21 protein-coding genes, 1 pseudogene and 1 riboswitch are annotated in these 25,368 nt (G+C 64.6%); of the genes and pseudogenes, 11 read left to right on the forward strand and 11 right to left on the reverse strand.

Annotation, left to right across the window (positions count from 1 at the left end; genetic code table 11):
* Nucleotides 1-49 precede the first annotated feature (49 nt).
* Nucleotides 50-1,168 carry a site-specific integrase gene (locus tag J2R80_RS03145; RefSeq protein ID WP_309143745.1) on the reverse strand — a complete coding sequence of 373 codons (1,119 nt, stop codon included), beginning with the start codon at nt 1,166-1,168 and terminating at the stop codon, nt 50-52.
* A 279-nt stretch (nt 1,169-1,447) separates the two neighbouring features.
* Nucleotides 1,448-2,995: a 4-amino-4-deoxy-L-arabinose transferase gene (locus tag J2R80_RS03150; protein WP_076832449.1), complete on the reverse strand. Its 1,548-nt coding sequence runs from the start codon at nt 2,993-2,995 to the stop codon at nt 1,448-1,450.
* Between the two features lie 142 nt (nt 2,996-3,137).
* Between J2R80_RS03150 and J2R80_RS03155 the strand changes: the two are divergent.
* The 4 genes and pseudogenes from J2R80_RS03155 to J2R80_RS03170 form a co-directional block, all read left to right on the forward strand.
* Nucleotides 3,138-3,383, forward strand: a pseudogene (locus J2R80_RS03155) (MGMT family protein); the annotation flags it as partial.
* Nucleotides 3,384-3,392: 9 nt separating this feature from the next.
* Nucleotides 3,393-4,232, forward strand: a complete 840-nt coding sequence (locus tag J2R80_RS03160; RefSeq protein ID WP_076832452.1) for an AraC family transcriptional regulator — start codon at nt 3,393-3,395, stop codon at nt 4,230-4,232.
* A 55-nt stretch (nt 4,233-4,287) separates the two neighbouring features.
* Nucleotides 4,288-4,647, forward strand: coding sequence for a VOC family protein (locus J2R80_RS03165; protein WP_016843721.1), 360 nt, complete (start codon nt 4,288-4,290; stop codon nt 4,645-4,647).
* Between the two features lie 129 nt (nt 4,648-4,776).
* Complete coding sequence (locus tag J2R80_RS03170; protein WP_076832454.1) at nt 4,777-5,193, forward strand: SRPBCC family protein; 417 nt, start codon at nt 4,777-4,779, stop codon at nt 5,191-5,193.
* A gap of 181 nt (nt 5,194-5,374) precedes the next feature.
* On the opposite strand, the gene J2R80_RS03175 is transcribed toward J2R80_RS03170, so the two are convergent.
* The 3 genes from J2R80_RS03175 to J2R80_RS03185 form a co-directional block, all read right to left on the reverse strand.
* The gene (locus tag J2R80_RS03175) at nt 5,375-6,817 is read right to left on the reverse strand and encodes an MATE family efflux transporter (protein WP_057016023.1); all 1,443 of its coding nucleotides are present in this window, start codon (nt 6,815-6,817) and stop codon (nt 5,375-5,377) included.
* 129 nt (nt 6,818-6,946) lie between these two features.
* On the reverse strand, nt 6,947-7,996 hold the full coding sequence (locus tag J2R80_RS03180) for a hypothetical protein (RefSeq protein ID WP_076832455.1): 1,050 nt from the start codon (nt 7,994-7,996) through the stop codon (nt 6,947-6,949).
* Nucleotides 7,997-8,159: 163 nt separating this feature from the next.
* Nucleotides 8,160-9,266: a 2'-deoxycytidine 5'-triphosphate deaminase gene (locus J2R80_RS03185; protein ID WP_057016021.1), complete on the reverse strand. Its 1,107-nt coding sequence runs from the start codon at nt 9,264-9,266 to the stop codon at nt 8,160-8,162.
* A gap of 134 nt (nt 9,267-9,400) precedes the next feature.
* A riboswitch (SAM riboswitch) is annotated at nt 9,401-9,480 on the forward strand.
* A 76-nt stretch (nt 9,481-9,556) separates the two neighbouring features.
* Between J2R80_RS03185 and J2R80_RS03190 the strand changes: the two genes are divergently transcribed.
* Nucleotides 9,557-10,750 carry an O-succinylhomoserine sulfhydrylase gene (locus J2R80_RS03190; RefSeq protein ID WP_076832458.1) on the forward strand — a complete coding sequence of 398 codons (1,194 nt, stop codon included), beginning with the start codon at nt 9,557-9,559 and terminating at the stop codon, nt 10,748-10,750.
* A gap of 51 nt (nt 10,751-10,801) precedes the next feature.
* Here J2R80_RS03190 and J2R80_RS03195 read toward each other — a convergent pair whose 3' ends face one another.
* The 6 genes from J2R80_RS03195 to J2R80_RS03220 form a co-directional block, all read right to left on the reverse strand.
* The gene (locus J2R80_RS03195) at nt 10,802-11,575 is read right to left on the reverse strand and encodes an SDR family NAD(P)-dependent oxidoreductase (RefSeq protein ID WP_076832461.1); all 774 of its coding nucleotides are present in this window, start codon (nt 11,573-11,575) and stop codon (nt 10,802-10,804) included.
* Between the two features lie 127 nt (nt 11,576-11,702).
* Complete coding sequence (gene pimD, locus J2R80_RS03200; protein ID WP_076832464.1) at nt 11,703-12,848, reverse strand: pimeloyl-CoA dehydrogenase small subunit; 1,146 nt, start codon at nt 12,846-12,848, stop codon at nt 11,703-11,705.
* A 185-nt stretch (nt 12,849-13,033) separates the two neighbouring features.
* Entirely contained in the window at nt 13,034-14,224 is a 1,191-nt protein-coding gene (gene pimC, locus J2R80_RS03205) for a pimeloyl-CoA dehydrogenase large subunit (RefSeq protein WP_018269091.1), read from the reverse strand.
* A 159-nt stretch (nt 14,225-14,383) separates the two neighbouring features.
* A complete protein-coding gene (locus J2R80_RS03210) occupies nt 14,384-15,571 on the reverse strand; it encodes an acetyl-CoA C-acyltransferase (protein ID WP_076832466.1) in 1,188 nt (395 codons plus the stop codon).
* The gene (gene pimA / locus J2R80_RS03215) at nt 15,568-17,271 is read right to left on the reverse strand and encodes a dicarboxylate--CoA ligase PimA (RefSeq protein ID WP_076832469.1); all 1,704 of its coding nucleotides are present in this window, start codon (nt 17,269-17,271) and stop codon (nt 15,568-15,570) included. Before pimA ends, J2R80_RS03210 begins: the two co-directional genes overlap by 4 nt.
* 143 nt (nt 17,272-17,414) lie before the next feature.
* The gene (locus tag J2R80_RS03220) at nt 17,415-19,511 is read right to left on the reverse strand and encodes a 3-hydroxyacyl-CoA dehydrogenase NAD-binding domain-containing protein (RefSeq protein ID WP_076832472.1); all 2,097 of its coding nucleotides are present in this window, start codon (nt 19,509-19,511) and stop codon (nt 17,415-17,417) included.
* 180 nt (nt 19,512-19,691) lie between these two features.
* Between J2R80_RS03220 and J2R80_RS03225 the strand changes: the two genes are divergently transcribed.
* The 6 genes from J2R80_RS03225 (at nt 19,692) to J2R80_RS03250 (ending at nt 25,311) form a co-directional block, all read left to right on the forward strand.
* Nucleotides 19,692-20,558: an IclR family transcriptional regulator gene (locus J2R80_RS03225; protein WP_018269093.1), complete on the forward strand. Its 867-nt coding sequence runs from the start codon at nt 19,692-19,694 to the stop codon at nt 20,556-20,558.
* Nucleotides 20,559-20,627: 69 nt separating this feature from the next.
* Nucleotides 20,628-21,425 carry an ABC transporter ATP-binding protein gene (locus tag J2R80_RS03230; protein ID WP_016847575.1) on the forward strand — a complete coding sequence of 266 codons (798 nt, stop codon included), beginning with the start codon at nt 20,628-20,630 and terminating at the stop codon, nt 21,423-21,425.
* A complete protein-coding gene (locus J2R80_RS03235; RefSeq protein WP_038384532.1) occupies nt 21,422-22,135 on the forward strand; it encodes an ABC transporter ATP-binding protein in 714 nt (237 codons plus the stop codon). Before J2R80_RS03230 ends, J2R80_RS03235 begins: the two co-directional genes overlap by 4 nt.
* Nucleotides 22,136-22,148: 13 nt before the next feature.
* A complete protein-coding gene (locus J2R80_RS03240; protein ID WP_028339071.1) occupies nt 22,149-23,027 on the forward strand; it encodes a branched-chain amino acid ABC transporter permease in 879 nt (292 codons plus the stop codon).
* 2 nt (nt 23,028-23,029) lie between these two features.
* Nucleotides 23,030-24,052: a branched-chain amino acid ABC transporter permease gene (locus J2R80_RS03245; protein WP_076832475.1), complete on the forward strand. Its 1,023-nt coding sequence runs from the start codon at nt 23,030-23,032 to the stop codon at nt 24,050-24,052.
* Nucleotides 24,053-24,081: 29 nt separating this feature from the next.
* Nucleotides 24,082-25,311: an ABC transporter substrate-binding protein gene (locus J2R80_RS03250; RefSeq protein ID WP_028338101.1), complete on the forward strand. Its 1,230-nt coding sequence runs from the start codon at nt 24,082-24,084 to the stop codon at nt 25,309-25,311.
* The last annotated feature ends 57 nt before the right edge of the window (nt 25,312-25,368 follow it).

Here is a 25,368-nt window from a genome sequence, read left to right on the forward strand (position 1 = left end):
ATCAGGATAATCCTGAAGAAGTAGTCGTCACATGACGAAAGGCGACTGCCTACCTAGCTACCAGCTTTTTTAGTTGAGCTTCGAGTTTCTGCAGCGCAGCTCGCTTCTCCGGTAGATAGTCATACCTGTCGTATATCTCATCGAGATCGGTTTTACCCCCACCGGTCACGTGATTGAGCATGATCTCGGCGATTTCACGGGAGATCCCAATCCGAGCAAGGGTAGAGCGGAACGTGCGGCGCAAATCTCGTACTTGCCATCCAGTCACGCCTGATTGCTTATCGAGCTCCTTTTTCAGCTTCCCCCACGAGCCATCGTTGAAGTGCGTACCCTTGATGTGACCTGGGAAGTAGTAGTTCGTATTTTTGTCTCGCCAGTTGTCACCCATCTTTTCCTGCCGATCGAGGATAGCACGCGCCATTGGAAGGATCGGAATTGCGTGGGCGCGCCCATTCTTCGTGAACTCACCCGGGATGGTGAGCACACTCTTTTCTTTCCATGCGCGCTGCAATCTGCCGATCTCGCCGTTACGGCAGCCCCACAGGATAATGAGGCGGATCATGTCGCCGAAGAAGCCCTCGCCCGCGTGCCAGATTTTCTTCAGCTCGGCATCGCATAGAATTCGACTACGCTTCTTGTCTCTGCCGGGAGCTGGATAACCTTCGAGCGGACTGCGCTTGATGTAGCGGTGCGGAGGTTTCGTGCACCACCGGAGCATCGTCCGGAGCGCGCGGAATGCATGAAGCTGCTCGCTTGGTACGTCGGCGAGCTTCCCGAGTTCACGCTCAATCGTCGCATCGTCAAGGTCAGCGAGCGTACATCGGAAGTCTAAGCGGTTGAGGAGGCGAAGCGTCTCGGATTTGGTGCGCTCGCCTTTGCCTTTGTAGTTCTCCTCAATGAAGACGAGCTTCGCTTGCTCGAACTGAATGCTGATTTCCTTCTGCCCGACCGGGGTGCCGAGAGCGACAAAGGCGCGGCGACGCGCTTCTGCAAGCTTCAGATCGGGATAATGGCCCAGCCGGATTTTGGTCCGATTGGGTTCTTTGAGGACGATCCAGGTCTTTCGACGCTTGCCTACGCGCAAGCCGAAAGCCGGCGTCTTCCGGTCCATGTACAGACCGGGCTTGAGTGACTGAACGGAGAGATCTGTGAGTCCAAGAATTGGCACGATTTGGCACGCCTTTCTCGTGGATTGAGGCGGATAACCATGCCGAAGTATATGGTGAGCGAGTCGCAGAAACCACTATAAAACAAGGGGTTTCCGGACAGTATGTGGAACGGTGGAGAGGCTTCACAAAAGATTGGGAAGCTGCCGTTCTACCATTGAACTACGCCCGCGATCTCAATGCTTGAGGTCGCACCTCACGGGTGCGACCCGGCCGGACCATAGCCCGGGCGGAGGCAGCGGATCAAGCGCGCATTGGAGCCGATCGCCGCACCGCCCCCGCTAGTGGCCCATCCTCACGAGCACGTCATTGATGACAAAAGCCGCGGCGGCGGATGCGTCGCAGGTGCCGCTTCGTGCATAGATGCAGGCATCGGCGATGCCGACGCGGGCACAGCTTTGCCTTGAATAATCCGCCGGCAGATCACCGGCGGCCGCGGGCCGCGCGAGGATGCGATTGAAGGCCGGCTTGGTCGCCTGCAACAGCGGCGGCAGGATCAGCTCGGCGAGCGGATCGGCGGGCTCCAGCGCATAGAGCGGTACTGGGCCGACCAATCGTTCCCGCCCCGGCAACAGCTGGAAACGGACATTGTAAAGTGCGAGGCCGCACAGCTGCGGATCGCTGCGCAGTTCGGCGGCGAGCCGCGCTGCGCCGACACCGCGCGTCCAGTAGTCGCGCATCCCTTCGCTGGCGCCGGCGAGCGTCACCGAGAGCAAGGCCCAGCCGCCGGTGACGATCGGCAATGCCCAGCGGCGCCACCCGGGTTTTGCGCGCAGCCATTGCACCCAATCGGCCGATCCGAGCGCCGCGACGATGATGAACAGCGCCACCGACAGGAAGACGAAGCGGTATTCCTTGTGCGCGATCAGGCTGTGGAAGACGAGGTTGACCAGCGCCACGGCCAGCAACAGCGGCGCATGCCGCGCGCCGCGCCAGATCGCGGCGAGCGGCAACACGATCGCCGCCGACCACACGATCAGGAAGTTGGCGAGATAGGCCGAAGGGGGCGTCACGCCGAACTCGGTCGCGCGATCGTGCAGCAGGTTTTCCTTGATGTTGCCGATCAGCCAGGCGAACGGCACGGCGCCATGCGCAAGGTCGATCGCGGCGGTGAGCACCAGCGCGGCGAGACCGCCCGCGATCAGGGGAATCAGGTTTCGCCAACGCATCCAGCAGGCGCCGAGCGCAAGCACGGCGATGGCCGGCGCGTACTGAAAGCGGCAGACAAAGGCAAAAGCGAGCAACGCGCCGCCGATCGCCAGATGCCGCTGCGACGGACGGCCGGTCACCAGCAGCGCCGCCGGCACGACCAGCGCCGTCGCCAACGGCTCGCCCAATGTGTGCGGCGAGAGCAGGATCAACTCGAACCAGACTGCCGCCGCGAACGCCGCGACGATGGCATGGGTTCGCGAAATCCGTGCACCAAAGAACCAGGCGCTGACCACGATCGACAGTGACGCAGATGCGGCGACCAGGCGCGGCACCAGGAAAGCGCCCTCGCCCCCCGGCGCAATCAAGCCGCCCACCGCGACCGGCCCGGCCAGCAATGTCGGCAGGAACCAGCCGCGAATGCGTTCGCGCCACTCCCACGTCAAAATGCCGTCATGGCCGAGCATCCGCCACGCCGGCTCGAGATACTGAAAGATCTCGTCCGGATACATCACGTTGGGCCAGAGCGCGGCCGCAAGGCGCAGGACCAATGCCAGCAACAGCAATGCGAACAGCGGATGAAGACGCCCGGTCGATGTCCCGGCCACGGCTGTGCTGCCGCGCGCCCCATCCGCGCCGGTGCTGGTCATCGTTCCGCCGATCGTACCGTGGAGCAGCATGCTGACGACCAGATAGCGGGCAAAGCCTTTAAGATGCGTGACTGATAAATTGGCGGGGTCACACAGAAGGGGCCGCGACATGGTTAGCTAAACGTCAAGATTCCGGATGCGCGCGCCGGCGACAATGTTAGGATCGCGCGCTGCGAGCGCCTTGCGCGCGTCCGGCGCGGTCTATTCGGTGGCACAGGCGCTCGGCCGCAATCCCTTCATGGTCATGGTGCCCTGCCACCGCGTGCTCGAGGCGGGCAATTATGCCGACCGGATCTCGCCGAACGGCGGCAGCATCTCGAAACGGCGGCTGCTCTCGATCGAGGGCGCCCAGCCGACCACCAGCAAGACCCTTTTTGATGTGCTGCTGCCCGTTGCACGACTCCGGCCGCAAGCTTAAATCCGGGGTATGGTCCGAACCACGCTCCTGCAGCGCGATCGCATCACGGTGAACGAGTTCCGCTGCACGGCGGAACCCGGCGACAAGCCGTTCGCCGAGCAGTTCGCCTCCCACTCGGTGTCCTATGTGCGCAGCGGCAGCTTCGGCTGCCATTGCCGCGGCCGTTTCCATGAGCTGGTGGCAGGCTCGATCCTGGTCGGCCATCCCGGCGACGAATACACCTGCACGCACGACCACGTGGTCGGCGACGAATGCCTGTCGTTCTTCCTCGACCCGGTGCTGGTCGAGACCATCGGCGACCGCGCGGCGGTCTGGCAGGTCGGGTCGGTGCCGCCGCTGCCGGAACTGATGGTGATCGGCGAGCTCGCGCAAACGGCGGCAGCTGGCAACAGCGACGTCGGTCTCGACGAGATCGGCCACCTCCTCACCAGCCGCCTTGTCGAGCTGGTGTCCGACCGCAAGACAAAGCCGCTCACCGCAGGCTTGCGCGATCGCCGCCGCGCCGTCGAGGCCGCGCTGTGGATCGACGCCAATTCACACCATCAGATCGACCTCGACGAGGCCGCCGAACAGGCCGGCTTGAGCACCTTCCATTTCCTGCGGCTGTTTTCCGCCGTGCTCGGCGTCACCCCGCATCAATATCTCGTGCGCTCGCGGCTGCGCCATGCGGCGCGGCGGCTCGCGGATGACGACAGCCCGGTCACCGACATCGCCTATGACGTCGGTTTCGGCGATCTGTCCAATTTCGTGCGCAGCTTCCACCGCGCCGCCGGTGCCTCGCCGCTCAAGTTCCGCCAGGCCTCGCGCGGCGACCGCAAGATTTTCCAAGAACGTCTCGCGCTGCAATAGCTAGGCTGCTCCCGTCCGCGCGTCTTTCGATGCGCTTAGCGACTGGAGATTCCTCATGTACGACCATATCGGATTGCGCGTTGCCGACCTCGACGCCAGCGTGCGCTTCTACACCGCAGTGCTGGCGCCACTCGGCTTCGTGCTCTGCTCGCGCGACGACAGCGGCGCCGGTTTCGGCCCGAAGGGCGAGCCCGCGCTCTGGCTGCATTTGCACAAGGGCAAGGCCCAAGGCGGCGCGCACGTTGCGTTCCGTGCCCCGAGCCATGACGCGATCAAGACATTCCATACCGAAGGCCTGAAGGCCGGCGGCAAGGACAACGGCGCGGCGGGCCATCGCAAGGATTACAGCCCGACCTATTACGCGGCGTTCCTGCTCGACCCCGACGGCAACAATGTCGAGGCGGTGTCGACCTAGCACACCACAGCTCCGCCGTCATTGCGAGCGGAGCGAAGCAATCCATCTTTCCGCCTGCTGCGGTGTGGATTGCTTCGTCGCTTCGCTCCTCGCAATGACGACACATCTGAAACCAACGAGGATTGAACAATGGCTTCCATTCACAAGGATATCCCGATCGACGCGCCGGCAGATCATGTCTGGGACGCGTTGCGCGATTTCGGCGCACTGCATACGCGGCTAGTGCCGGGCTTCGTGACTGACACGCAACTGGACGGCGACGTCCGCACCGTCAGCTTCTCCAACGGCACCGTGGCGCGCGAGACGCTGGTCGATTGCGACGACCAGCGAAAGCGGCTGGTCTATGCGATCAGCAGCGAGCGGTTGAAGCAGCATTCCGCCTCGGTGCAGGTGTTCGCCGAGGGCGACACGCGCTGCCGCGTGGTGTGGATCGCCGACGTGCTGCCGCACGAGGTCGCGCCATACATGGACGCGCAGATGGATCTCGGCGCGGCGGCGATGCAAGCCGCGATGGCCAAATCGGCCAGGGAGAAGAGCGCGGCGTGATCCGCTAGGTCATGCGACTGGCCGCGCATTTCGAACTATGACCGTCACCCTGAGGAGGTCGCGAAGCGACCGTCTCGAAGGGCGACAGTCCCGCTGTTTCTACGAGCGCACGCCGAAACACCTGGGCCGTCGATCCTTCGAGACGCCGCTTCGCGGCTCCTCAGGATGACGGATTTAATATCTACGACAGCGCCGGCTGCACTTCTGCGACCGGTGCCGACTTGCCCCAGCGCGTCAGGATCACGCTGAGGCAGGACAGCACGCCGAGCACGCCCATCGAGGCGGCGGCGAGTGCGAAGAAGTTCTGCGCGCTCGCCTCATGCGTCGACAGCCACCAGCCGCCGGTGCCGATGAAGATCAGCCGCGCTGTCTGCGCCAGCACCGGACCCAGCACCTTCGCGGCACCCTGCGAGGAGAAATACATCGACATCGCAAGGCCGATGAACGCGTACATCGGCGCGGCGGTCGAGAGATATTGATGGCTGGTCGCCCGCACGTGCGGATCATTGGTGAACAGATTGACCCAGAGGTCGGGGAAGACGGCGATGAAGCTGCCGACCACGCCGACCGCAAGGAACGACACCGTGCCCGCGGTCCAGGCGATGCGCCGGGCGCGCGCGACGCGCTCGGCGCCGACCGCCATGCCGATCATCGGCACCGAGGCGATGCCGACCGCGAAGGCGACGGAGGTCAGCATGAATTCGAGCCGCGCGCCGATGCCGTAGCCGGCGAGCACCGCGGTGCCGAACTGCGCCAGCATGTGGGTGAAGATCGAGATCGTCAGAACCGACTGCAACGGCGAGAAGCAGGACACCGCGCCGACCTTGAGGATGTCGATGAACATCGCCCATTGCACGCGCAGCCCCTTGAGTTTCGGCTTCACGCGGGCACGGCCCGAGAACAGATACCAGCCCATCACGCTGATGCTGATCGAATAGGCGATCAGCGACCCCGCGGCGACGCCGCGCATGCCGAATTGCGGCACCGGACCGAGACCGAGCCCGAGCGTGCCGCCGAGAATGATCTGCCACACCGCCGAGGACAGGATCATGGTCGACGGCAGCTTCATGTTGCCGGTGCCGCGCAGGATGCCGGCCATGGTGTTCATCAGCCAGGGCAGGATCGCGCCGCCGAAGAACACCTGCGAATAGGCGATCGCCTGCGCCAGCACATTGCCCCGGCCGCCGAGCAGTTCGAGCAGGCGCGGGCCGAAGATCAGCATGCCCAGCATGAACGTCAAACCAAAGGTCAGGCCGATCAGCAGCGCATGCATCGCCAGCGTCGAGGCGCGCTCGATCTCGCCGGCACCGAGCGCACGCGCGATCGCGGATGCGACGCCGCCGCCCATCGCGCCGCCGGACATCGTCATGGTCAGGATCACGCAGGGAAACACCAGCGCCATCGCCGCGAGCGACTCGACGCCGAGCCGGCCGATATACGAAGTCTCCGCGATCACGACGCAGGTGCCGGCGGAGAGCGCGATCACGTTCGGCCACGCCAGCCATAGCAGCGTGCGCAGGATCGGCCCGTCGAGCAGCGCATTGCGCGCCGGCTTGGTCACCGGCGGCGGCAGCGGCCGCTCTTGTTCGTCGACAGGAATTTCGGCGAGGCCGAGATCGGACATTTCTACTCCCACGCGCGATCTGGGGAGCCGCGCCATGGTGTTTCCCTACCATGGCGGCGGCGGAATCCACGTGCGCGGGGCGCAAGGGGGGCCTGCGCGATTGCAGGTGAACCCGGATGAACCTTGGGGCTAGCCGATCGACCAGACGAACGGCGCGCCGGCGGCGCTGTTCGGCTTCAGATGCACCGGAATATGCCGCCCGCAGCCGGCGGCCAGCCCTTCGAACAGGCCGGTCAATACGCTGGCGCAGGCCGGATGATAGTCGGCCACGTCGGCCATCAGCTTCCAGCCCTGCTGGCGGATTTCGAACTGGCCCTCGGATTCGGTGATGTCAGCAATATCGTCCTGCGACTCGAAGAGAGTGCGCAGGAATGCGGCAAATTCCGTGGCACGGCCACGGCGGCCGCCGAGCGCCTGCGCGACCTCGTCGTAATACTGCATGCCGATCAGTCTGCCGGTGAGATGCAGCAGATAGCTCGCATCCTCCGGGCCGAACACCTGCACGATGACCGGCGCGGCCGTCTTCACATATTCCATCGCGTAGTTGCGATAGGCCTTTTCCAGCCGCAGCTTCGGCCAGCTGTCGACCGGCAGCGCCGGCGCGGAGTTCGGATCGAACAGCGGCGCCTCGATATGGCGCGCGAACACCAGGCGCTGGTCGAGCTCGAGCGGATGATCGTACTCGCAGTAATAGCCTTCGAGGCCGTCCTGGCCGTCGACACTCTGCTTGGTGCAGACGAAGCCGAGCCGCAAGTCCCCGAGCGCGACACCGTTGTTGGCGTGCCAGCCGCGCAGCATCGCGCGCGAGACCTCACCGGGCACGCCGCAGATCGCCGTGCCCTTCCAGATCCAGCGCGGCGGCGGATAGCGGATCCAGGCCTTGCGGTCGGTCTCGTACATGTATTCGACATGCACGCCGCCGATCCAGTTGGAAAGATAATGATACTGCGCGGCCGCGACCGCCGGCGGCAGGCTGTCGAGGCCGAGCTTCTTCAAGCCGGGCAGGAAGCGCTCCTGCTGCTGGCGACGAAACACGCGGAAGACGAACTCGGCGGCATCAGCCGTGCCGCGCCGCGTGACGACGGTGAGGATCAGCCCGGTGAAGAAGGCGTGATAGAGATCGGCGACGCTGCGCCACTTCCGCCATTGCGTTTCGCGCGCGTCCTGCTCTCCGGTCATGTCTGCTCCCGCTGTTCTTGTTGGCGAGATAAAGCCTCGCGCGCGCAATCGTAGCCCGGATGCAGCGAAGCGCAATCCGGGGCGGCTCAATGCGCGTATGCAGCGCCCCGGATTTCGCTAGCGCTTCATCCGGGCTACGGAATTACACGCGCGCGAAACGGAATTACACGCGAAAATGCTTGGAGAGCTTCAGGCCCTGCGCCTGATAGTTCGAGCCGATGCGCTGGCCGTACAGCGCGTCGGGGCGCTCGAGCATCCGCTCATAGACGAGGCGGCCGACGATCTGGCCATGCTCGAGGATGAACGGCACCTCGCGCGAGCGCACCTCCAGCACGGCGCGCGCCCCCTTTCCGCCGGCGCCGGCATAGCCGAAGCCGGGATCGAAGAAGCCGGCATAATGGACGCGGAATTCGCCGACCAGCGGATCGAACGGCACCATCTCCGCGGCGTAGTCCGGCGGCACCTGCACCGCCTCTTTCGACGCCAGGATGTAGAACTCGCCGGGATCGAGGATGAGACTGCCGTCGGGCCGGGCCTTGATCGGCTCCCAGAAGTCGTCGACAGCATAGCCGCCGCGGCGATCGACATCGACCACGCCGGTATGGCGCTTGGCGCGATAGCCGACGAAGCCGCCCGAGCTCTCGCCGGAGAGATCGACCGAGAGCGCGACGCCATGGGTGAGATCGGCATTGGCGGCGTCGACCAGCCGCTCGGCGGCATGCAGCGCATCGAGCTCGTCGGCGGTCAGCGTCGCCTCGCCGATCCGGAAGCGGACCTGGCTGAGCCGCGAACCCTCGCGCAGCAGCACGGGAAACGTCTTCGGGCTGATCTCGGCATAGAGCGGGCCGTGATAGCCGGCGCCGATCATGTCGAAGCGGCGGGTGCCGTCGGCGATCACGCGGGTGAAGACGTCGAGCCGTCCGGTCGAGCTCTTCGGGTTGGCCGCGGCCACGATCTCCGGCGGCAGCGCCAGGCTCTCCAACAGCGGCACGATGTAGACGCAGTTGGTCTCCAGCACCGCGCCGTCGGACAGATCGATCTCGTGCAGCTTCAGCTCGTCGATCCGCTCGGCGACGGTGGCATCGGGCCCCGGCAGGAAGCTGGCGCGGACGCGGTAGGCGATGTCGCCGAGGCGGAGATCGAGGCTGGCCGGCTGGATCTGGCTCTCGACGAAGTCATAGGCGGGCAGAATGAGGCCGGCCTCCGCCATCTCCGCGATCATGCGGTCGGGCAGGATTCCGTTGGATTCATCTTCCAGCGTGAACGACACGATGCGGTCCCTCGGCGATCCCTCGAGATGGCCCAAAAATCATACTCCAGGCGGCCATCAAGCCCCAAAATATGGGCTTTTACGGGTTATCCGATGACCGTCTTGACGGAAAGGGCGCGAGGGAATATCAGCTGCACTTATCCCGTGGTGATTTGAGCCGGCCGGCTTGCAGCCACGTTAAATAAGTCGCTAAACAGGCCGGGGACAGTGTGATCCCGGCTTGTGGAGGTTGCTCCAGGCCGGTTTTTTTGTGGCCATTCTCCAGGGGAAATGGCCACCTCGGAGGTCACATGTCTGAATCTGAAACCACGGCCCGCTTTCGTCCCGAAACCCGTCTCGTCCATGGCGGTACGCTGCGCTCGCAATTCGGGGAGACGTCGGAAGGGCTGTTTCTCACCCAGGGCTACGTCTACGACACCGCCGAGCAATGCGAGGCGCGCTTCAAGGGCCAGGACCCCGGCTTCATCTATTCGCGCTATTCCAACCCGACCATTGCGATGTTCGAGCGCCGCATGATCGAGCTCGAGGGCGCGGAAGCCGCGCGCTCGACCGCGACCGGCATGGCCGCGGTGACCACCGCGATCCTCGCCCCGCTGAAGGCCGGCGATCATGTGGTGGCCTCGAAGGCCCTGTTCGGCTCCTGCCTCTACGTGGTGCAGGACCTGTTGCCGCGCTACGGCATCGAGACGACGCTGGTCGACGGCCTCGACCTCGACCAGTGGCAGCGCGCGTTGCGGCCGCACACCAAGACCTTCTTCCTGGAGAGCCCGACCAATCCGACGCTCGACGTGCTCGACATCGGCGCGATCGCAGAGATCGCGCATAGCGGCGGCGCCCGGCTGATCGTCGACAACGTGTTTGCGACGCCGATCTGGCAGAGCCCGCTGTCGCTCGGCGCCGACGTCGTGGTCTATTCCGCAACCAAGCATATCGACGGCCAGGGCCGCTGCCTCGGCGGCGTCATCCTGTCGTCGGAGGCCTTCATCGCCGAGCACATCCACAATTTCATGCGCCAGACCGGGCCGTCGCTGTCGCCGTTCAACGCCTGGGTGCTGCTGAAGGGGCTGGAGACGCTCGGCGTGCGCGTCCGCGCCCAGACCGAGAACGCGGCGAAGATCGCCGAGGCGCTGGCCAAGCATCCGAAGATCACGCGGCTGGTCTATCCGGGCCGCCCCGACCATCCGCAGGCCGAGACGGTGAAGAAGCAGATGGGCGCCGGCTCGACACTGGTCGGCTTCGAGGTGAAGGACGGCAAGGCTGGCGCCTTCCGCTGCCTCAACGCGCTGAAGATCTCGCGCATCTCCAACAATCTCGGCGACGCCAAGAGCCTCGTCACGCATCCCGCGACCACGACGCATCAGCGCCTGGCGCCGGAGGCCCGCGCCGAACTTGGTATCAGCGAAGGTTTCATTCGCTTCTCGGCCGGGCTCGAGCATCCCGACGACCTGATCGAGGATTTTGAGCGCGCGCTGGAGCAGGTTTGAAGCAACGCGTCATGGCCGGGCTTGCCCGGCCATGACGGCTTCTCTTGAAGATTAAGTCGCAGCCGTCGTGACGCCGCCGTCGACCACGATGGTCTGGCCGGTCATGAACGTCGAGGCATCGGAGGCGAGATAGGCCACGGCGCCGGCGATCTCGTCGGGCTCGCCGATGCGGCGGAGCGGCGTCGATGCGGTGCGGCGCTTCAGATTGTCCGGGTCCTCCCATAGCGCGCGGGCGAAATCGGTCTTCACCAGGCCCGGCGCCACGCAATTGACGCGCACGCCCTTCGGGCCCCACTCGCCGGCAAGGCTGCGGCACAGCGCGAAGTCGGCGGCCTTGGAGATGCCGTAGGCGCCGATCACCGTAGAACCCCGAAGTCCGCCGATCGAGGAGATGATCACGACCGAACCCTTGCCGCGTTCGGCCATCTGCGGGATCGCCAGCGCGGACAGCCAGATGTTGCTCTTGACGTTGGAGCCCATGATCTTGTCGAAGGCCTCGTCGGTGATGTCGAGCAGCGGGCCGTAATAGGGATTGACCGCGGCGTTGCAGACCAGGATGTCGATCTTGCCGTAATGCTTGATCGTCCCCGAGACCAGCGCCTCGACCTCGCTGCGGCGCGCGATGTTGCAGGGGATGACGAGCGCATCGCCGCCCGCCTTCTTGATGCCGTCGGCGACTTCCTGGCAAGCATCCGCCTTGCGCGAGGAGATCACGACCTTGGCGCCGAGTTTTGCCAAAAGCTCCGCCGATGCGCGGCCGATGCCGCGGCTCGAGCCGGTGATGACCGCGACCTGGCCGGTGAGATCGAACGGGGTGTTTTTCATTGTTGTTGTTTCCCTGTTAGTTGCACGTCATTCCGGGGCGCGACGCAGTCGCGAACCCGGAATCCAGAGGTTACGGCGCGAGATTCCGGGTTCTCGCTTCGCGAGCCCCGGAATGACGCCTGTGTGGTTACGCCAGCAGCCCGCCGCCCTCGCTGACGCGACGGAGGTGATAGTCGGTGTCGCCGAGCGTGTTTTCGATCATGGTCAGCCGCTTGAAGTAGTGACCGATCTTGGCTTCCATGGTCATGCCGATGCCGCCGTGAAGCTGGATCGACTGCTGGCCGACGAACTTCAGGGACTTGCCGACCTGCACCTTGGCGGCGGCAACCGCCGACGCACGCTCCTTGGCATCGTCGAAGTCCGACGCCATGGTGGCGAACATCGACATGCTGCGGGCCTGCTCCAGCGCCACGAACATATCGGCGGCACGGTGCTGCAGGCTCTGGAACGAGCCGATCGCAACGCCGAACTGCTTGCGGGTCTTGATGTACTCGACCGTCTCCTTCAGCGACTCGTCCATCGCGCCGACCGCTTCCGCGCACAGCGCAATGCGGGCTTCGTCGGCGACGCGCTCGATCAGGGGCAGGCCGTTCTCGGGATCGCCGATCGCAGCGTCAGCACCGACCTCGACATTGGTGAAGGTGATGTCGGCGGCGTGCAGGCCGTCCTGGGTCGGATAGCCCTTCCTGGTGACGCCCTTGGCATCCGCCGGAACCAGGAACACGCCGATGCCGGTCTTGTCGCGCTGGCCGCCCTTGGTGCGCGCGGTCACGATCAAGGTCTGGGCGTTCTCGCCGTTGAGCACGACGAACTTCTCGCCGTCGATCACCCAGCCGTCGCCTTTCTTCTTCGCCGTGGTCACGACATCAAACAGGTCGTAGCGCGAGTTCTTCTCGAGCTGGGCAAAGCCGAAGGTCTTGCTGCCGTCGATGATGCCGGGAATGTGCTTGGCCTTCTGCTCGGCCGAGCCGCCATGGCGCAGGAAGCCGCCGGCGACCACGACGGTGGCGAGATAAGGCTCGACCACCAGCGCCTTGCCGAGCGCTTCCATCACGATCATGGTCTCGACCGCGCCGGCGCCGAAGCCGCCATCGGTCTCCGCAAAGGGCAGACCGAGCAGGCCCTGCTCGGCGAGCTTGCCCCAGAGCGCTTTGCTCCAGCCGCCCTTCTCCTTCATGTACTTCTTGCGCGCATCGAAGTCGTAGGCATCCGCCAGCAACCCGTCGACGCTTTCCTTGAGAAGCCGCTGCTCCTCGGACAGATCAAAATCCATGTTCGTTCCCTTAACTAACTGATCGTTGTTCAAGCCGGGGCCTCTTCACCTCGCCCCGCTTGCGGGGAGAGGTCGGATCGCGAAGCGATCCGGGTGAGGGGGTACAGGTCTCTCGGCAGTCGTTGCTCGGAGAGATGCCCCTCACCCCAACCCTCTCCCCGCGAAGAGCGGGGAGAGGGAGAGGATCAAAGCCCCAGCACCGCCTTGCTGATGATGTTGCGCTGGATCTCGTTGGAGCCGCCGTAGATCGAAACCTTGCGGTTGTTGAAGTAGCTCGGCGCGATCTGCGCGGTCCAATCCATGCTCTCGTTCGAGCCGGCATCGCCGTGCTCGTCATAGGGCGCGGCGAACGGACCGATGATCTCCATCAGCAGCTCGGTGGTGGTCTGCTGGATCTCCGAGCCCTTGATCTTGAGCACCGAGGAGGCCGGATTGGGTTTGCCCTTGCCGTGCTTGCCCTCGTCGGCGACGACGCGGAGCTGGGTGAGTTCGAGCGCCTTCAGCTCGATCTCGCAGGCCGTGAGCTTCTCGCGGAACGCCGGATCCTCGATCACCGGACGGCCGCCGGACTCGACCTTGGAGGCCAGCGCGCGGATGCGGCGCAGCCGCTCCTTCGACACGCCGACCCGGGCGATGCCGGTGCGCTCATTGCCGAGCAGGAATTTTGCGTAATCCCAGCCCTTGTTCTCCTCGCCGATCAGGTTCTCGTAGGGCACCTCGACGTCGTCGAAGAACACCTCGTTGACCTCGTGTCCGCCGTCGATGGTCTGGATCGGACGCACGGTGACGCCCTTCGACTTCATGCTGAACACGATGAAGGAGATGCCCATCTGCTTCTTCGCGGCCGGATCGGTGCGGCAGAGGCAGAAGATCATGTCGGCGTGCTGGGCGAGCGTGGTCCAGGTCTTCTGGCCGTTGATGATCCACTTGTCGCCACGGCGCTCGGCCTTGGTCTTCAGCGACGCGAGGTCCGAACCCGAGCCCGGCTCCGAGAAGCCCTGGCACCACCAGTCGTCGACATTGGCGATGCGCGGCAGATATTCCTTCTTCTGCTTCTCGTTGCCGAAGGTGTAGATCACCGGGCCGACCATGCTGACGCCGAAGGCGAGCGGCTGCGGCGCCGGATAGGACTGCAGCTCCTCGTTGAAGATGTAGTGCTGCACGGTGCTCCAGCCGGTGCCGCCATATTCCTTCGGCCAGTGGGTGACGCCCCAGCCCTTCTTGTTGAGGATGCGCCACCAGGTGACCATCTCGTCCTTCGACAGATGGCGGCCTTCCTGCAGCTTGCGCCGGGTCTCCGGCGGCACGTTGTTCTTGAAGAACTCCCGCACCTCCTCGCGAAACGCTATCTCTTCCTTGGTGAAAGCGAGATCCATCAGATCCTCCTTTTGAAATTCAACTGCTTCTTTCCTGGTCGTCCCGGCGAAGGCCGGGACCCATAACCACCGGCTTTCGTGTTTGACAACGCCGGCTGCCGCATGTGCCCAAAGAGAAGCCGCGGCGTATGGGTCCCGGCCTTCGCCGGGACGACAATCCTACTGCAGCACCTCGAACAGGCCGGCCGCGCCCATGCCGCCACCGACGCACATGGTGACGACGGCGTACTTGGCCTTGCGGCGGCGGCCCTCGATCAGCGCGTGGCCGGTGAGCCGCGCACCCGACATGCCGTAGGGATGGCCGACCGAAATCGCGCCGCCATTGACGTTGATCTTCTCCGGATCGATGCCGAGCTTGTCGCGGCAATAGAGCACCTGCACCGCGAAGGCCTCGTTGAGCTCCCAGAGATCGATGTCGTCGACCTTGAGGCCGTGGCGCTTCAGCAGCCGCGGCACCGCGAACACCGGGCCGATGCCCATCTCGTCCGGCTCGCAGCCGGCGGAGACGAAGCCGCGGAAGATCCCGAGCGGCTTCAGCCCGCGCTTGGCGGCTTCCTTGTCGCTCATGATCACGGAGGCGCTGGCGCCGTCCGAGAGCTGGCTGGCATTGCCGGCGGTGATGGTGAAACCGTCGCCGCGCACCGGCTTGAGGCTGGCAAGCCCTTCGGCCGTGGTCTCCGGCCGCGGACCTTCGTCCTGCGACAGCGTCACCTCTTTCATCGTGACGGCACCGGTCGCCTTGTCGGTGACCGCCATCATGGTGGTGATCGGCGCGAGCTCTTCCTTGAACTTGCCGCCCTGCTGCGCGGCCGCGGTGCGGCGCTGGCTTTCGAGCCCATACTCGTCCTGCTTCTCGCGCGAGATGTTGTAGCGCTTGGCGACGATCTCGGCGGTGTCGATCATGGGCATGTAGACCTCGCCCTTGATCTTGAGCAGCGCCGGATCCTGGGCATGGAAGGAATTCATCTTGTCGTTCTGCACCAGCGAGATCGACTCGCCGCCGCCGCCGACCGCGATCTCGACGCCGTCGAAGATCACCGAGCGTGCGGCGAGCGCAATCGCCTGCAGGCCGGAGGCGCATTGGCGGTCGATCGTGGTGCCGGCAACGGTCACCGGCAACCCGGCGCGGAGCAGTGCCTTGCGCGCGATGTTGCCGCCGGTCGCGCCCTGCTGCATCGCCGCGCCCATCACCACGTCCTCGATCTCCTTCGGATCGACCTTGGCGCGCGCCACCGCTTCGCCGATCGCGTGCCCGAGCAAGGTCGCGCCCTCGGTGACGTTGAGCGCGCCGCGATAGGCCTTGCCGATCGGCGTGCGGGCGGTGGAGACGATAACGGCGTCGGTCATGAGCGAGATCCTGATGCAGTCTGTTGTTGCGTGGATTGAGATGTCTCGGTTTGAGCAGTCTTGGGCTGCTGCTGGCGCAATTCGTGACGCGACAGCTTGCCGACCGGGGTGCGCGGCAATTCGTCGACGAACTCGACGGCCGCCGGCAGTTCGTGCTTACCGACCTTGCCGGTGAGGAATGCACGCAGCTCGTCGATCGAGAAGGTCTTCTCGCCGTCGCGCAGCTTGATGAAGGCCTTTGCCGCCTCACCGCGGTAATCGTCGGGAATGCCGATCACGATCACCTCCTGCACGGCAGGATGGGTGTAGATCGCCTGCTCGATCATCTGCGGATAGACGTTGAAGCCGCCGGAGATGATCATGTCCTTCTTGCGGTCGACCAGATAGAAATAGCCGTCGGCGTCCATGTAGCCGATGTCGCCGGTGAGGAAGCGGTCGCCGACGAAAGCCTCCGCGGTCTCCGCCGGCCTGTTCCAGTAGCCCTTGGTGACGTTCGGGCCGCGGATGCGGATCTCGCCGACCTCGCCGACCGGCATCACCCTGGTGGAATCCTCCAGCGACACGACGTCCATCTCGATGCCGGGCAGCATCAGCCCGATCGAGCCTGGTTTCTCCGGTCCCTCCTTGGGATGGCCGGTGCCGGGCGAGCAGGTCTCGGTCATGCCCCAGCCGCTCTTCAGCTTCATGCCGACGCGGCGCTCGAAGATCTTGGCGACCTCCACCGGCAGCGGCGCGCCGCCGGAGCCGGCGACCACCAGCGAAGAGAGATCGCGCTTGTCGAGATCGGGCAGCGAGGCGATCGCGATCCACATCGTCGGCACGCCGGGAAACACCGTTGCGCGCTTGACCTCGATGTCGCGCATCACGGCCTCGACGTCGAAGCGCTGGTGCAGCGAGATCAAATGGCCGCGCCGGATCGCCGACAGCAGCACGACGGTCAGTGCGTAGATGTGAAACAGCGGCAGCACGCAGATCACGCGCTCGATCGCATTGCGTTCGAGCCGCCCGGGCTTGCCCCAGACGTCGTAGATCGACACCGCCGCGGTGAGATTGCCGTGGCTGAGCATTGCGCCCTTGGGCAGGCCCGTGGTGCCGCCGGTGTATTGCAGCAGCGCGACGTCCTCGACGTCGACCGCCGGCCATTGCGACGGCCTGGTCGCGCCGTCGATGAACTCGCGGTGGGTGATGATCGCGGGATTGTCGGGCAGCGCGGTTTGCGGCGTGCCGACCTTGCCCCAATTGTCGTCCTCGCAGACGATCAGACGGTCGAGCAGACCCTTGGCGAGGAATTTCAGCGCGGTCGGTAACAGCGCCGACAAATTGCTGGTGACCAGCACCCGCGCGCCTGAATCGGACAGCTTGTGCGACAGCGCGATCTCGCCGTCGAGCGGCGACAGATGCACGACGCGGGCGCCGGCCTTCAGCGCACCGAAGAAATTGATCGGATGGTCAGGCGAATTGCCGAGGAACAGCGCGACCGACGTTCCCTTGCCGTAGCCGGCCCGCATGAAGGAAGCGGCGGCGGTCTCGACCAGGGCCTCCAGCTCGGCGTAGCTGATCGGCCGGTCGCGGAATTCGAGCACCGGGCGCGCGCCGAACTCGGCGGCGGCGCTCGACAGCAGGTCCGGCAGCGTGCCGCGCGTGATCTCGTCGCTCCACTGCACGCCCTTGGGATAATATTGTTCGCCGGGATAGGTCATGAAAACCAGACTCTGGAAACTGTCATTCCGTGGCACGCGCAGCGTGAACCTAAGATGCGCAATTTGCGCATCGGGGAATCTCGAGATTCCGGGTCTGCGCCTTACGGCGCATCCCGGAATGACACGTGGTTACAGTCGGCCAATCACGCCGCCTTCGACGGCGCGGCGAGCGAGGCGAAGGTCTTGCCCTCGTCGGCGAGCTTCTTGAGCAGCGGCGCCGGCTCGAGCGAGGGATCGTTGGTCTCCTTGGCGTAGAAGGCCAGGCGATCGGCGATGTGCTTGAGGCCGACGGTGTCGGCCCAGAACATCGGACCGCCGCGATAGATCGGCCAGCCATAGCCATAGAGCCAGACCACGTCGATATCCGACGGACGCGCCGCGATGCCCTCGGCGAGGATCTTCGCGCCTTCGTTGATCATCGGGTACATCATGCGCTCGAGGATCTCGTCGTCACTGACGACGCGCTTCTTGCGGCCGAGGCGCGCCAGCGTCTCGTCGATCAGCTTCTCGACCTCCGGATCGGGCAGCGCCGCGCGCGAGCCCTGCTCGTACTTGTAGTAGCCCTTGCCGGTCTTCTGGCCGAAGCGGCCGGCTTCGCACAGCGCGTCGGCGATCTCCGACTTGATGCCGCGGTCCTTGCGCGAGCGCCAGCCGATATCGAGACCGGCGAGATCGCCCATCGCGAACGGGCCCATCGGCATGCCGAACTTGGTCACCACGGCGTCGACCTGCTGCGGCAGGGCGCCTTCGAACAACAGCTTCTCGGACTGCTTGCCGCGCTGCGCCAGCATGCGGTTGCCGACGAAGCCGTCGCAGACGCCGACCACTGCCGGCACCTTGGCGATCTTGCGGGCGATCGAGACGGCCGTGACCAGCGCGTCCGGCGCGGTCTTGTCGGCGCGCACGATCTCGCACAGCTTCATGACGTTGGCCGGCGAGAAGAAGTGCATGCCGAGCACGTCCTGCGGACGCTTGGTCGACTTCGCGATCTCGTCGATGTTGAGATAGGAGGTGTTGGAGGCCAGCACCGCGCCCGGCTTGGCGTACTGGTCGAGCTTGCCGAACACTTCCTTCTTGACCGCCATGGTCTCGAACACCGCCTCGATCACGAGATCGGCGTCGCCGACGTTCTCGATGCCGACGACGCCGTTGATCAGCGCCATCCGCTTGGCGGGCGCGTCCGCCGGGATGCCGCCGCGGGCGGCGGTTGCCTCGTAGTTCTTCTGCATGATGCCCATGCCGCGCTTGAGCTGCTCCTCGCCGGTCTCGATCAGGGTGACCGGGATGCCGGCATTGGCGAACGACATCGCGATGCCGCCGCCCATGGTGCCGGCGCCGAGGATGGCGACGCGCGCCACGTTGCGGCCCTTGGTGCCGTCGGGGACACCGGAGATCTTGGCGGCCTCGCGCTCGGCGAAGAAGGCGTAGCGCTGTGCCTTGGACTGGTCGCCGTTCATCAGCTTGAGGAAGCCCTCGCGCTCCTTCTTCAGGCCCTCGTCGAACGGCAGGTCGATCGCGGCGCCGACGGCGTCGGCAGCGGCGAACGGCGCCTCGAGGCCGCGCGACTTCTTGGTCAGCGCAGCGACCGCATTGGTGAAGATCGAACGATCGGCCTTGGCCGCGGCGAGCTTGCTGTCGTCGTCGCGCAGCTTGCGCAGCGGACGCTTCTCGGCGACCACCTTGCGCGCAAATGCCTCACCGCCCGAAGCCGGTCCCTCGACGATCTCCTCGATCAGGCCGGCCTTCAGCGCCGCGTCCGCGCCGATCGGATCGCCGCCGACGATCATCTTGACCGCGAGCTCGGGACCGACCGCGCGCGGCAGGCGCTGGGTGCCGCCGGCGCCGGGCAGCAGGCCGAGCTTCACCTCGGGCAGACCGAGCTTGGCGTCCTTGGTGGCGACACGGTAGTGGCAGGCCAGCGCGACCTCGAGGCCGCCGCCGAGCGCGGTGCCGTGGATGGCGGCAACGATCGGCTTCGGCGAACTCTCCATCAGGCTCAGCACTTCGGCGAGCCCGGGCGGCTTCGGCGGCTTGCCGAATTCGGTGATGTCGGCGCCGGCGATGAAGGTGCGGCCGGCGCAGGTCAGCACGATGCCCTGGACCTGCGCATCATCGATCGCGCTCTTGATGCACTCGAAGATGCCGCCGCGCACCGCGGCGCTCAGCGCATTCACAGGCGGACTGTTAACCGTGACGACGGCAATATTGTCATGACGTTCGAGCTTGACGACTTCACTCACCGGGACTCTCCCTGGATGCTTGTTCTTGGACTTGTGTTGAGTAGCTGCACGACTTGCGTTGAGCCGCTACGATTAGACCAATTTCGCACTGCGAAATTTAATTCCACATCTTGACATGGAGGGTTATTTTGAAGCACGTGCCTTGTCAACGAGCATGACAAGGGCAGGGCAAGGATAGGGATGAAGCGCGCTAGCAAGAAAGCCGCGACCGATCGCAATTTCGTCGTCGCCCTTTCCCGCGGACTGGACGTCCTGCGCGCATTCCAACCCAATGACGGGCTGCTCGGCAATCAGGAGATTGCGGCCCGCACCAAGTTACCGAAGCCAACCATTTCCCGGCTGACCTACACGCTGACTAAGCTGGGATACCTTACACCTGTACCGAAGTTCGAGAAGTACCAACTCGCGCCGTCGGCGATGGCACTCGGCTACGCCGCGCTCGCCAATCTCGGCGTTCGGCATTTGTCCGAGCCCTATCGAGAAGAAGTGATGCGCGCGACCGGCGGAGCGGTCGCCGTCGGCGGCCGCGACCGCCACAGCATGATTTATTTCGGCCAGAGCCGGAACGGCCTGGCGCTCGGCGTACAACTCGACGTCGGCTCGCGGGTGCCGATCGCAACCACCGCGATGGGGCGTGCTTATATTTGGGCATTGCCGCCCGACGAGCGCGCGGCTTTACTGCGTGAGCTGCGGGATCACTACGGCAGCCGCTGGGCCAAGATGCGCGACGGCATCGAGCGCTCCGGCGAGACGGTCGCGAAGCACGGCTTCACGATGTCCGCAGGCGACTGGCAGAACGACGTCGCCGCAGTCGGCGTTGCATTGAGATTGAACGACGGAACCGGTCCTTACGCCTTCAATTGCGGCGCGCCGGCATTCCGCTTCACGGAAGACAGATTGCTCAACGACATTGGACCTCGTCTTGTCGCGATGGTAAGGAACATCGAGCAGGCGCTCGGTGGAATGGCGCCGCAATCCAAAAAAGAAGAACGCAAAAAGACCAGAGTAGGAGGGAAAGTTGCACGTTTGGCCGAGGGGATCAGATAGCCTCCATCACGTCCAGCGAAACGCATCGCAGGGCCGCTCGCACCGCTCGAAGACGGCGGGCGAGACGAGATGACGCAGGCACAGCTCGCGCAGGGGAATGATCCCCTGCTCGCGGTTCGCGACGTCAGCGTCGTGTTCGGCGGCATCATCGCACTGAACGGCGTGTCGTTCGACATGCGCCATGGACAGATCCTCGGGCTGATCGGGCCGAACGGCGCCGGCAAGACGACGCTGTTCAATTGCCTGTCGCGGCTCTATCAGCCGTCGTCGGGCGACATCCTGATGGAAGGCAAGAGCATCCTGTCGCGCCCGCCGCACCGGATCGCCGAGATCGGCATCGGCCGCACCTTCCAGAACGTCGCGCTGTTCCCCAACCTGTCCGTGATCGACAATGTGCGCGTCGGCGCGCATGCGCGCACCTCGAGCGACATCGTCAGCGACTCGCTGCGCCTCGCCTGGGTCCGCCGCGGCGAGACCGACATGAACAAGAAGGTGCACGACATCCTAGGCTATCTCGATCTCGAGGACGTCGCCCACACCGTGGTCTCGGGACTTCCGTTCGGCACCCAGAAGCGCGTCGAACTGGCGCGCGCCCTGGCCGCGGATCCGAAGATCCTGCTGCTCGACGAGCCGGCCGGCGGCCTCAATCACGAAGAAGTCTATGTGCTCGGCGACCTGATCCGCAAAATCCGCGACGACCGCAAGATCACCGTGCTGCTGGTCGAGCATCACATGGGTCTCGTGATGTCGATCGCCGACCACGTCGTCGCGCTCAATTTCGGCCGCAAGCTTGCCGAAGGCACGCCGGCCCAGGTCCAGGCCGACCCTGATGTCATCAAGGCCTATCTGGGGAGCAAGGACCAATGACCACGATGCTCAACGTCAAGGACCTGCGCGCCTATTACGGCCAGGTCCAGGCCCTGCACGGCCTCTCCTTTTCGCTCAACGAGGGTTCGCTGACCACGCTGCTCGGCGCCAACGGCGCCGGCAAGACCACCACACTGCGGGCGATCTGCAACATGGTGCGCTCCACCGGCGCGATCGAGTTCGAGGGCAAGCCGATCGGCACGCGCTCGACCGAAAACGTGGTCCGCCTCGGCATCGCCCACGTGCCGCAGGGCCGCGGCACCTTCACCAACATGACGGTGGAGGAAAACCTGCAGCTCGGCGCCATCAGCCGCCCGGACAAGAAGGCGATCGGCGCCGACATCGAACGGATGTACGAGCATTTCCCGGTGCTGAAGCAGCGCTACACCCAGCAGGCCGGCACGCTGTCCGGCGGCGAGCAGCAGATGCTCGCGGTGGCGCGCGCGCTGATGCTGCGGCCGCGCCTGATGCTGCTCGACGAGCCGTCGTTCGGCCTCGCGCCGCTGATCGTGCGCGACCTGTTCCGCATCCTCGGAAAGATCAATCGCGAGGAAAAGGTGACCATCCTGGTGGTCGAGCAGAATGCGCAGCTCGCGCTCGAGCTCGCCGACCAGGCCTACGTGATCGAAACCGGACGGATCGTGATGTCGGGCAATGCCAAGGACATCGCGAACAACGAAGACGTCCGCAAATCCTATCTCGGCTACTGAGGGAGCTGGCACAATGGAGCTTTTTGCCAACCAGGTCCTGGCCGGCATCGCCACCGGCGCGATCTATGCCTGCATGGCGCTCGCGGTGGTCATGATCTACCAGGCCATCGACCATCTGAATTTCGCCCAGGGCGAAATGGCGATGTTCTCGACCTTCGTGTCCTGGCAGCTGATGCAATGGGGCGTGCCATATTGGGGCGCCTTCGTGCTCACCGTCGCCTTTTCGTTCGCCGCCGGCATCGTCATCGAGCGGTTGCTGTTCAAGCCGCTGGCGAAGGCGCCGATCCTGACCAACGTCGCCGGCTTCATCGCGCTCTACGCGATCATCAACTCGGTCGCCGGCCTGATCTGGGACTTCACCATCAAGCAGTATCCGACGCCGTTCGGTTCCTCACCGTTCCTCGGCAGCCAGCTGATCTCGACCCACCAGGCCGGCATGATCGGCATCACGCTGTTGATGCTGCTCCTGCTGTTCTTCTTCTTCCGCTTCACCCGGGTCGGTCTTGCGATGCGCGCCGCCGCATCGCTGCCAGAATCGGCCCGGCTGGTCGGCATCAACACCTCGTGGATGATCGCGCTGGGCTGGGGCATGGCCGCCTCGATCGGCTCGATCGCCGGCATGATGATCGCACCTGTGGTGTTCCTCGAGCCGAACATGATGCTCGGCGTGCTGATCTATGGATTTGCCGCAGCCGTGCTCGGCGGCCTGTCGAGCCCGTTCGGCGCCGTCATGGGCGGCTTCCTGGTCGGCGTCTTCGAGAACCTCGTCGGCACCTACATCCCCGGCGTCGGCAATGAACTGAAACTTCCGATCGCGCTTGCGCTGATCATCGTCGTCCTGGTCGTGAAACCGGCAGGCCTGTTCGGCCGCGCCATCGTGAAGCGAGTTTGATCATGAGCGCCGCTGAAGAAGTCGAAGTCGTCACCGAAGGCCAGGCCGTCGAGGCCGTTCCCAAGCGCGCCATGACGCTGGGCTACGGCACCTCGCTCGTCGTGCTCGCCGCGCTGATCCTGATCCCGCTGTTCGTCAAGAACTTCATCATCTTCCAGATGACGATGCTTCTGATCTACGGCCTCGCGGTGCTGGCGCTCAACATCCTGACCGGCGGAAGCGGCCAGTTCTCGCTCGGCCAGAGCGCGTTCTATGCCGTCGGCGCCTATACCTCGGCGATCCTGATGGAGCATGTGGGCATGAACTATGCCCTCACGCTGCCGATCGCCGGCATCGTCTGCTTCGCCTTCGGCTTCCTGTTCGGCCAGCCGGCGCTGCGGCTATCCGGCGTCTATCTGGCGCTCGCGACCTTTGCGCTAGCCACCGCGATGCCTCAGCTTCTGAAGCTGGGCTATTTCGAGCACTGGACCGGCGGCGTGCAGGGTCTCGTGGTCACCAAGCCGGATGCGCCGTTCGGCCTGCCGATGGGGCAGGACATGTGGCTGTATTACTTCACGCTGGTGGTCACGATCGCGATCTATATCGCTTCGGTGAACCTGCTGCGCTCGCGCTCCGGCCGCGCCTTCATGGCGATCCGCGACAACGAGATCGCGGCTTCCGCGATGGGCGTCGACGTCGCGCTGTACAAGACGCTGGCGTTCGGCGTCTCGGCCGGCATCACCGGCGTTGCCGGCGGTCTCGGCGCCATCGCGGTGCAGTTCGTGGCGCCCGACGGCTACACCATCCAGCTCGCGATCTCGCTGTTCCTCGGCATGGTGGTCGGCGGCGTCGGCTGGTTGCCCGGCTCGATCGTCGGCTCCGCCTTCATCATCTTCGTGCCCAACATCGCCGAAGGTATTTCGAAGGGCCTTTCGGGCGCGGTGTTCGGCGTGCTGCTGTTCCTCGTCATCTTCCTCGTGCCGCACGGCGCCAGGCAGGTTGCGATCGTTGCCCAGCAACTGGCCGCAAAGTTCAAGAAAAACTGACAGCCTATAGAAGCAAACCAGGAGATATTATGCTTTCTACCGTTCGGATCGCCGCGATTTCCGCGGCGATCGTCGCTGTTGCCGCGACGTCCACTGCCGCATTCGCCCAAAAGAAATACGACACCGGCGCAAGCGATACCGAGATCAAGGTCGGCAACATCATCCCCTATTCGGGACCAGCCTCCGCCTACGGCGTGATCGGCAAGACCGAAGAAGCCTACTTCAAGATGATCAACGATCGCGGCGGCATCAACGGCCGCAAGGTCAATTTCGTCAGCTATGACGACGCCTACTCGCCGCCGAAGGCGGTCGAGCAGGTGCGCAAGCTGGTCGAGAGCGACGAGGTATTGCTCGTCTTCAACCCGCTCGGCACCCCGTCCAACACCGCGATCCAGAAATACCTGAATTCCAAGAAGATCCCGCAGCTGTTCGTCGCGACAGGCGCCACCAAGTGGAACGACCCGAAGAACTTCCCGTGGACCATGGGCTGGCAGCCGAGCTACCAGAGCGAAGCGCAGATCTACGCCAAGTGGCTGATGAAGGAGAAGCCCGACGCCAAGATCGCGATCCTCTATCAGAACGACGATTTCGGCAAAGACTACCTCAAGGGCACCAAGGACGGCTTTGGCGCCAAGGCGGCCTCCAGCATCATCATGGAGGAGAGCTATGAGATTTCGGAGCCGTCGATCGACGGCCACATCGTCAAGATCAAGGCCGCCAATCCCGACGTGCTGCTGATCTACACCACGCCGAAGTTCGGCGCGCAGACCATCAAGAAGACCGCCGAGCTCGGCTGGAAGCCGCTGCAGATCATCACCAACGTGTCGGCCTCGGTCGGCAGCGTGATGCAGCCGGCGGGCTTCGACAACGCGCAGGGCGTGCTGTCGGCGGCCTACGCCAAGGACGGCGCCGACACACAGTGGAACAACGACCCCGGCATGAAGAAGTGGGCCGAGTTTCTCGACAAGTACATGCCGGGCGCCGACAAGACCGACGGCGGCTATGTGTACGGCTATGGCGCCGCACAGACGCTCGCCAAGGTGCTCGAAATGTGCGGCGACGATCTCACCCGCGCCAACGTCATGAAGCAGGCGGCGAGCCTGAAGGACTTTACGCCCGACACCCTGCTGCCCGGCGTCAAGATCAACACCTCGGCCACCGACTTCGCCCCGATCGCCCAGCTGCAGATGCAGCGTTTCAAGGGGCAGAAGTGGGAGCTGTTCGGTGACATCATTTCCGGCGACGTCCCCTCCGAGTGACGTTGCACTGCGGGAATAAAACAACAGCCTCCGCGATATCCGTCGCGGGGGCTTTTT

This window comes from Bradyrhizobium sp. USDA 4541 (assembly GCF_024171085.1).
Lineage (GTDB): Bacteria > Pseudomonadota > Alphaproteobacteria > Rhizobiales > Xanthobacteraceae > Bradyrhizobium > Bradyrhizobium australafricanum.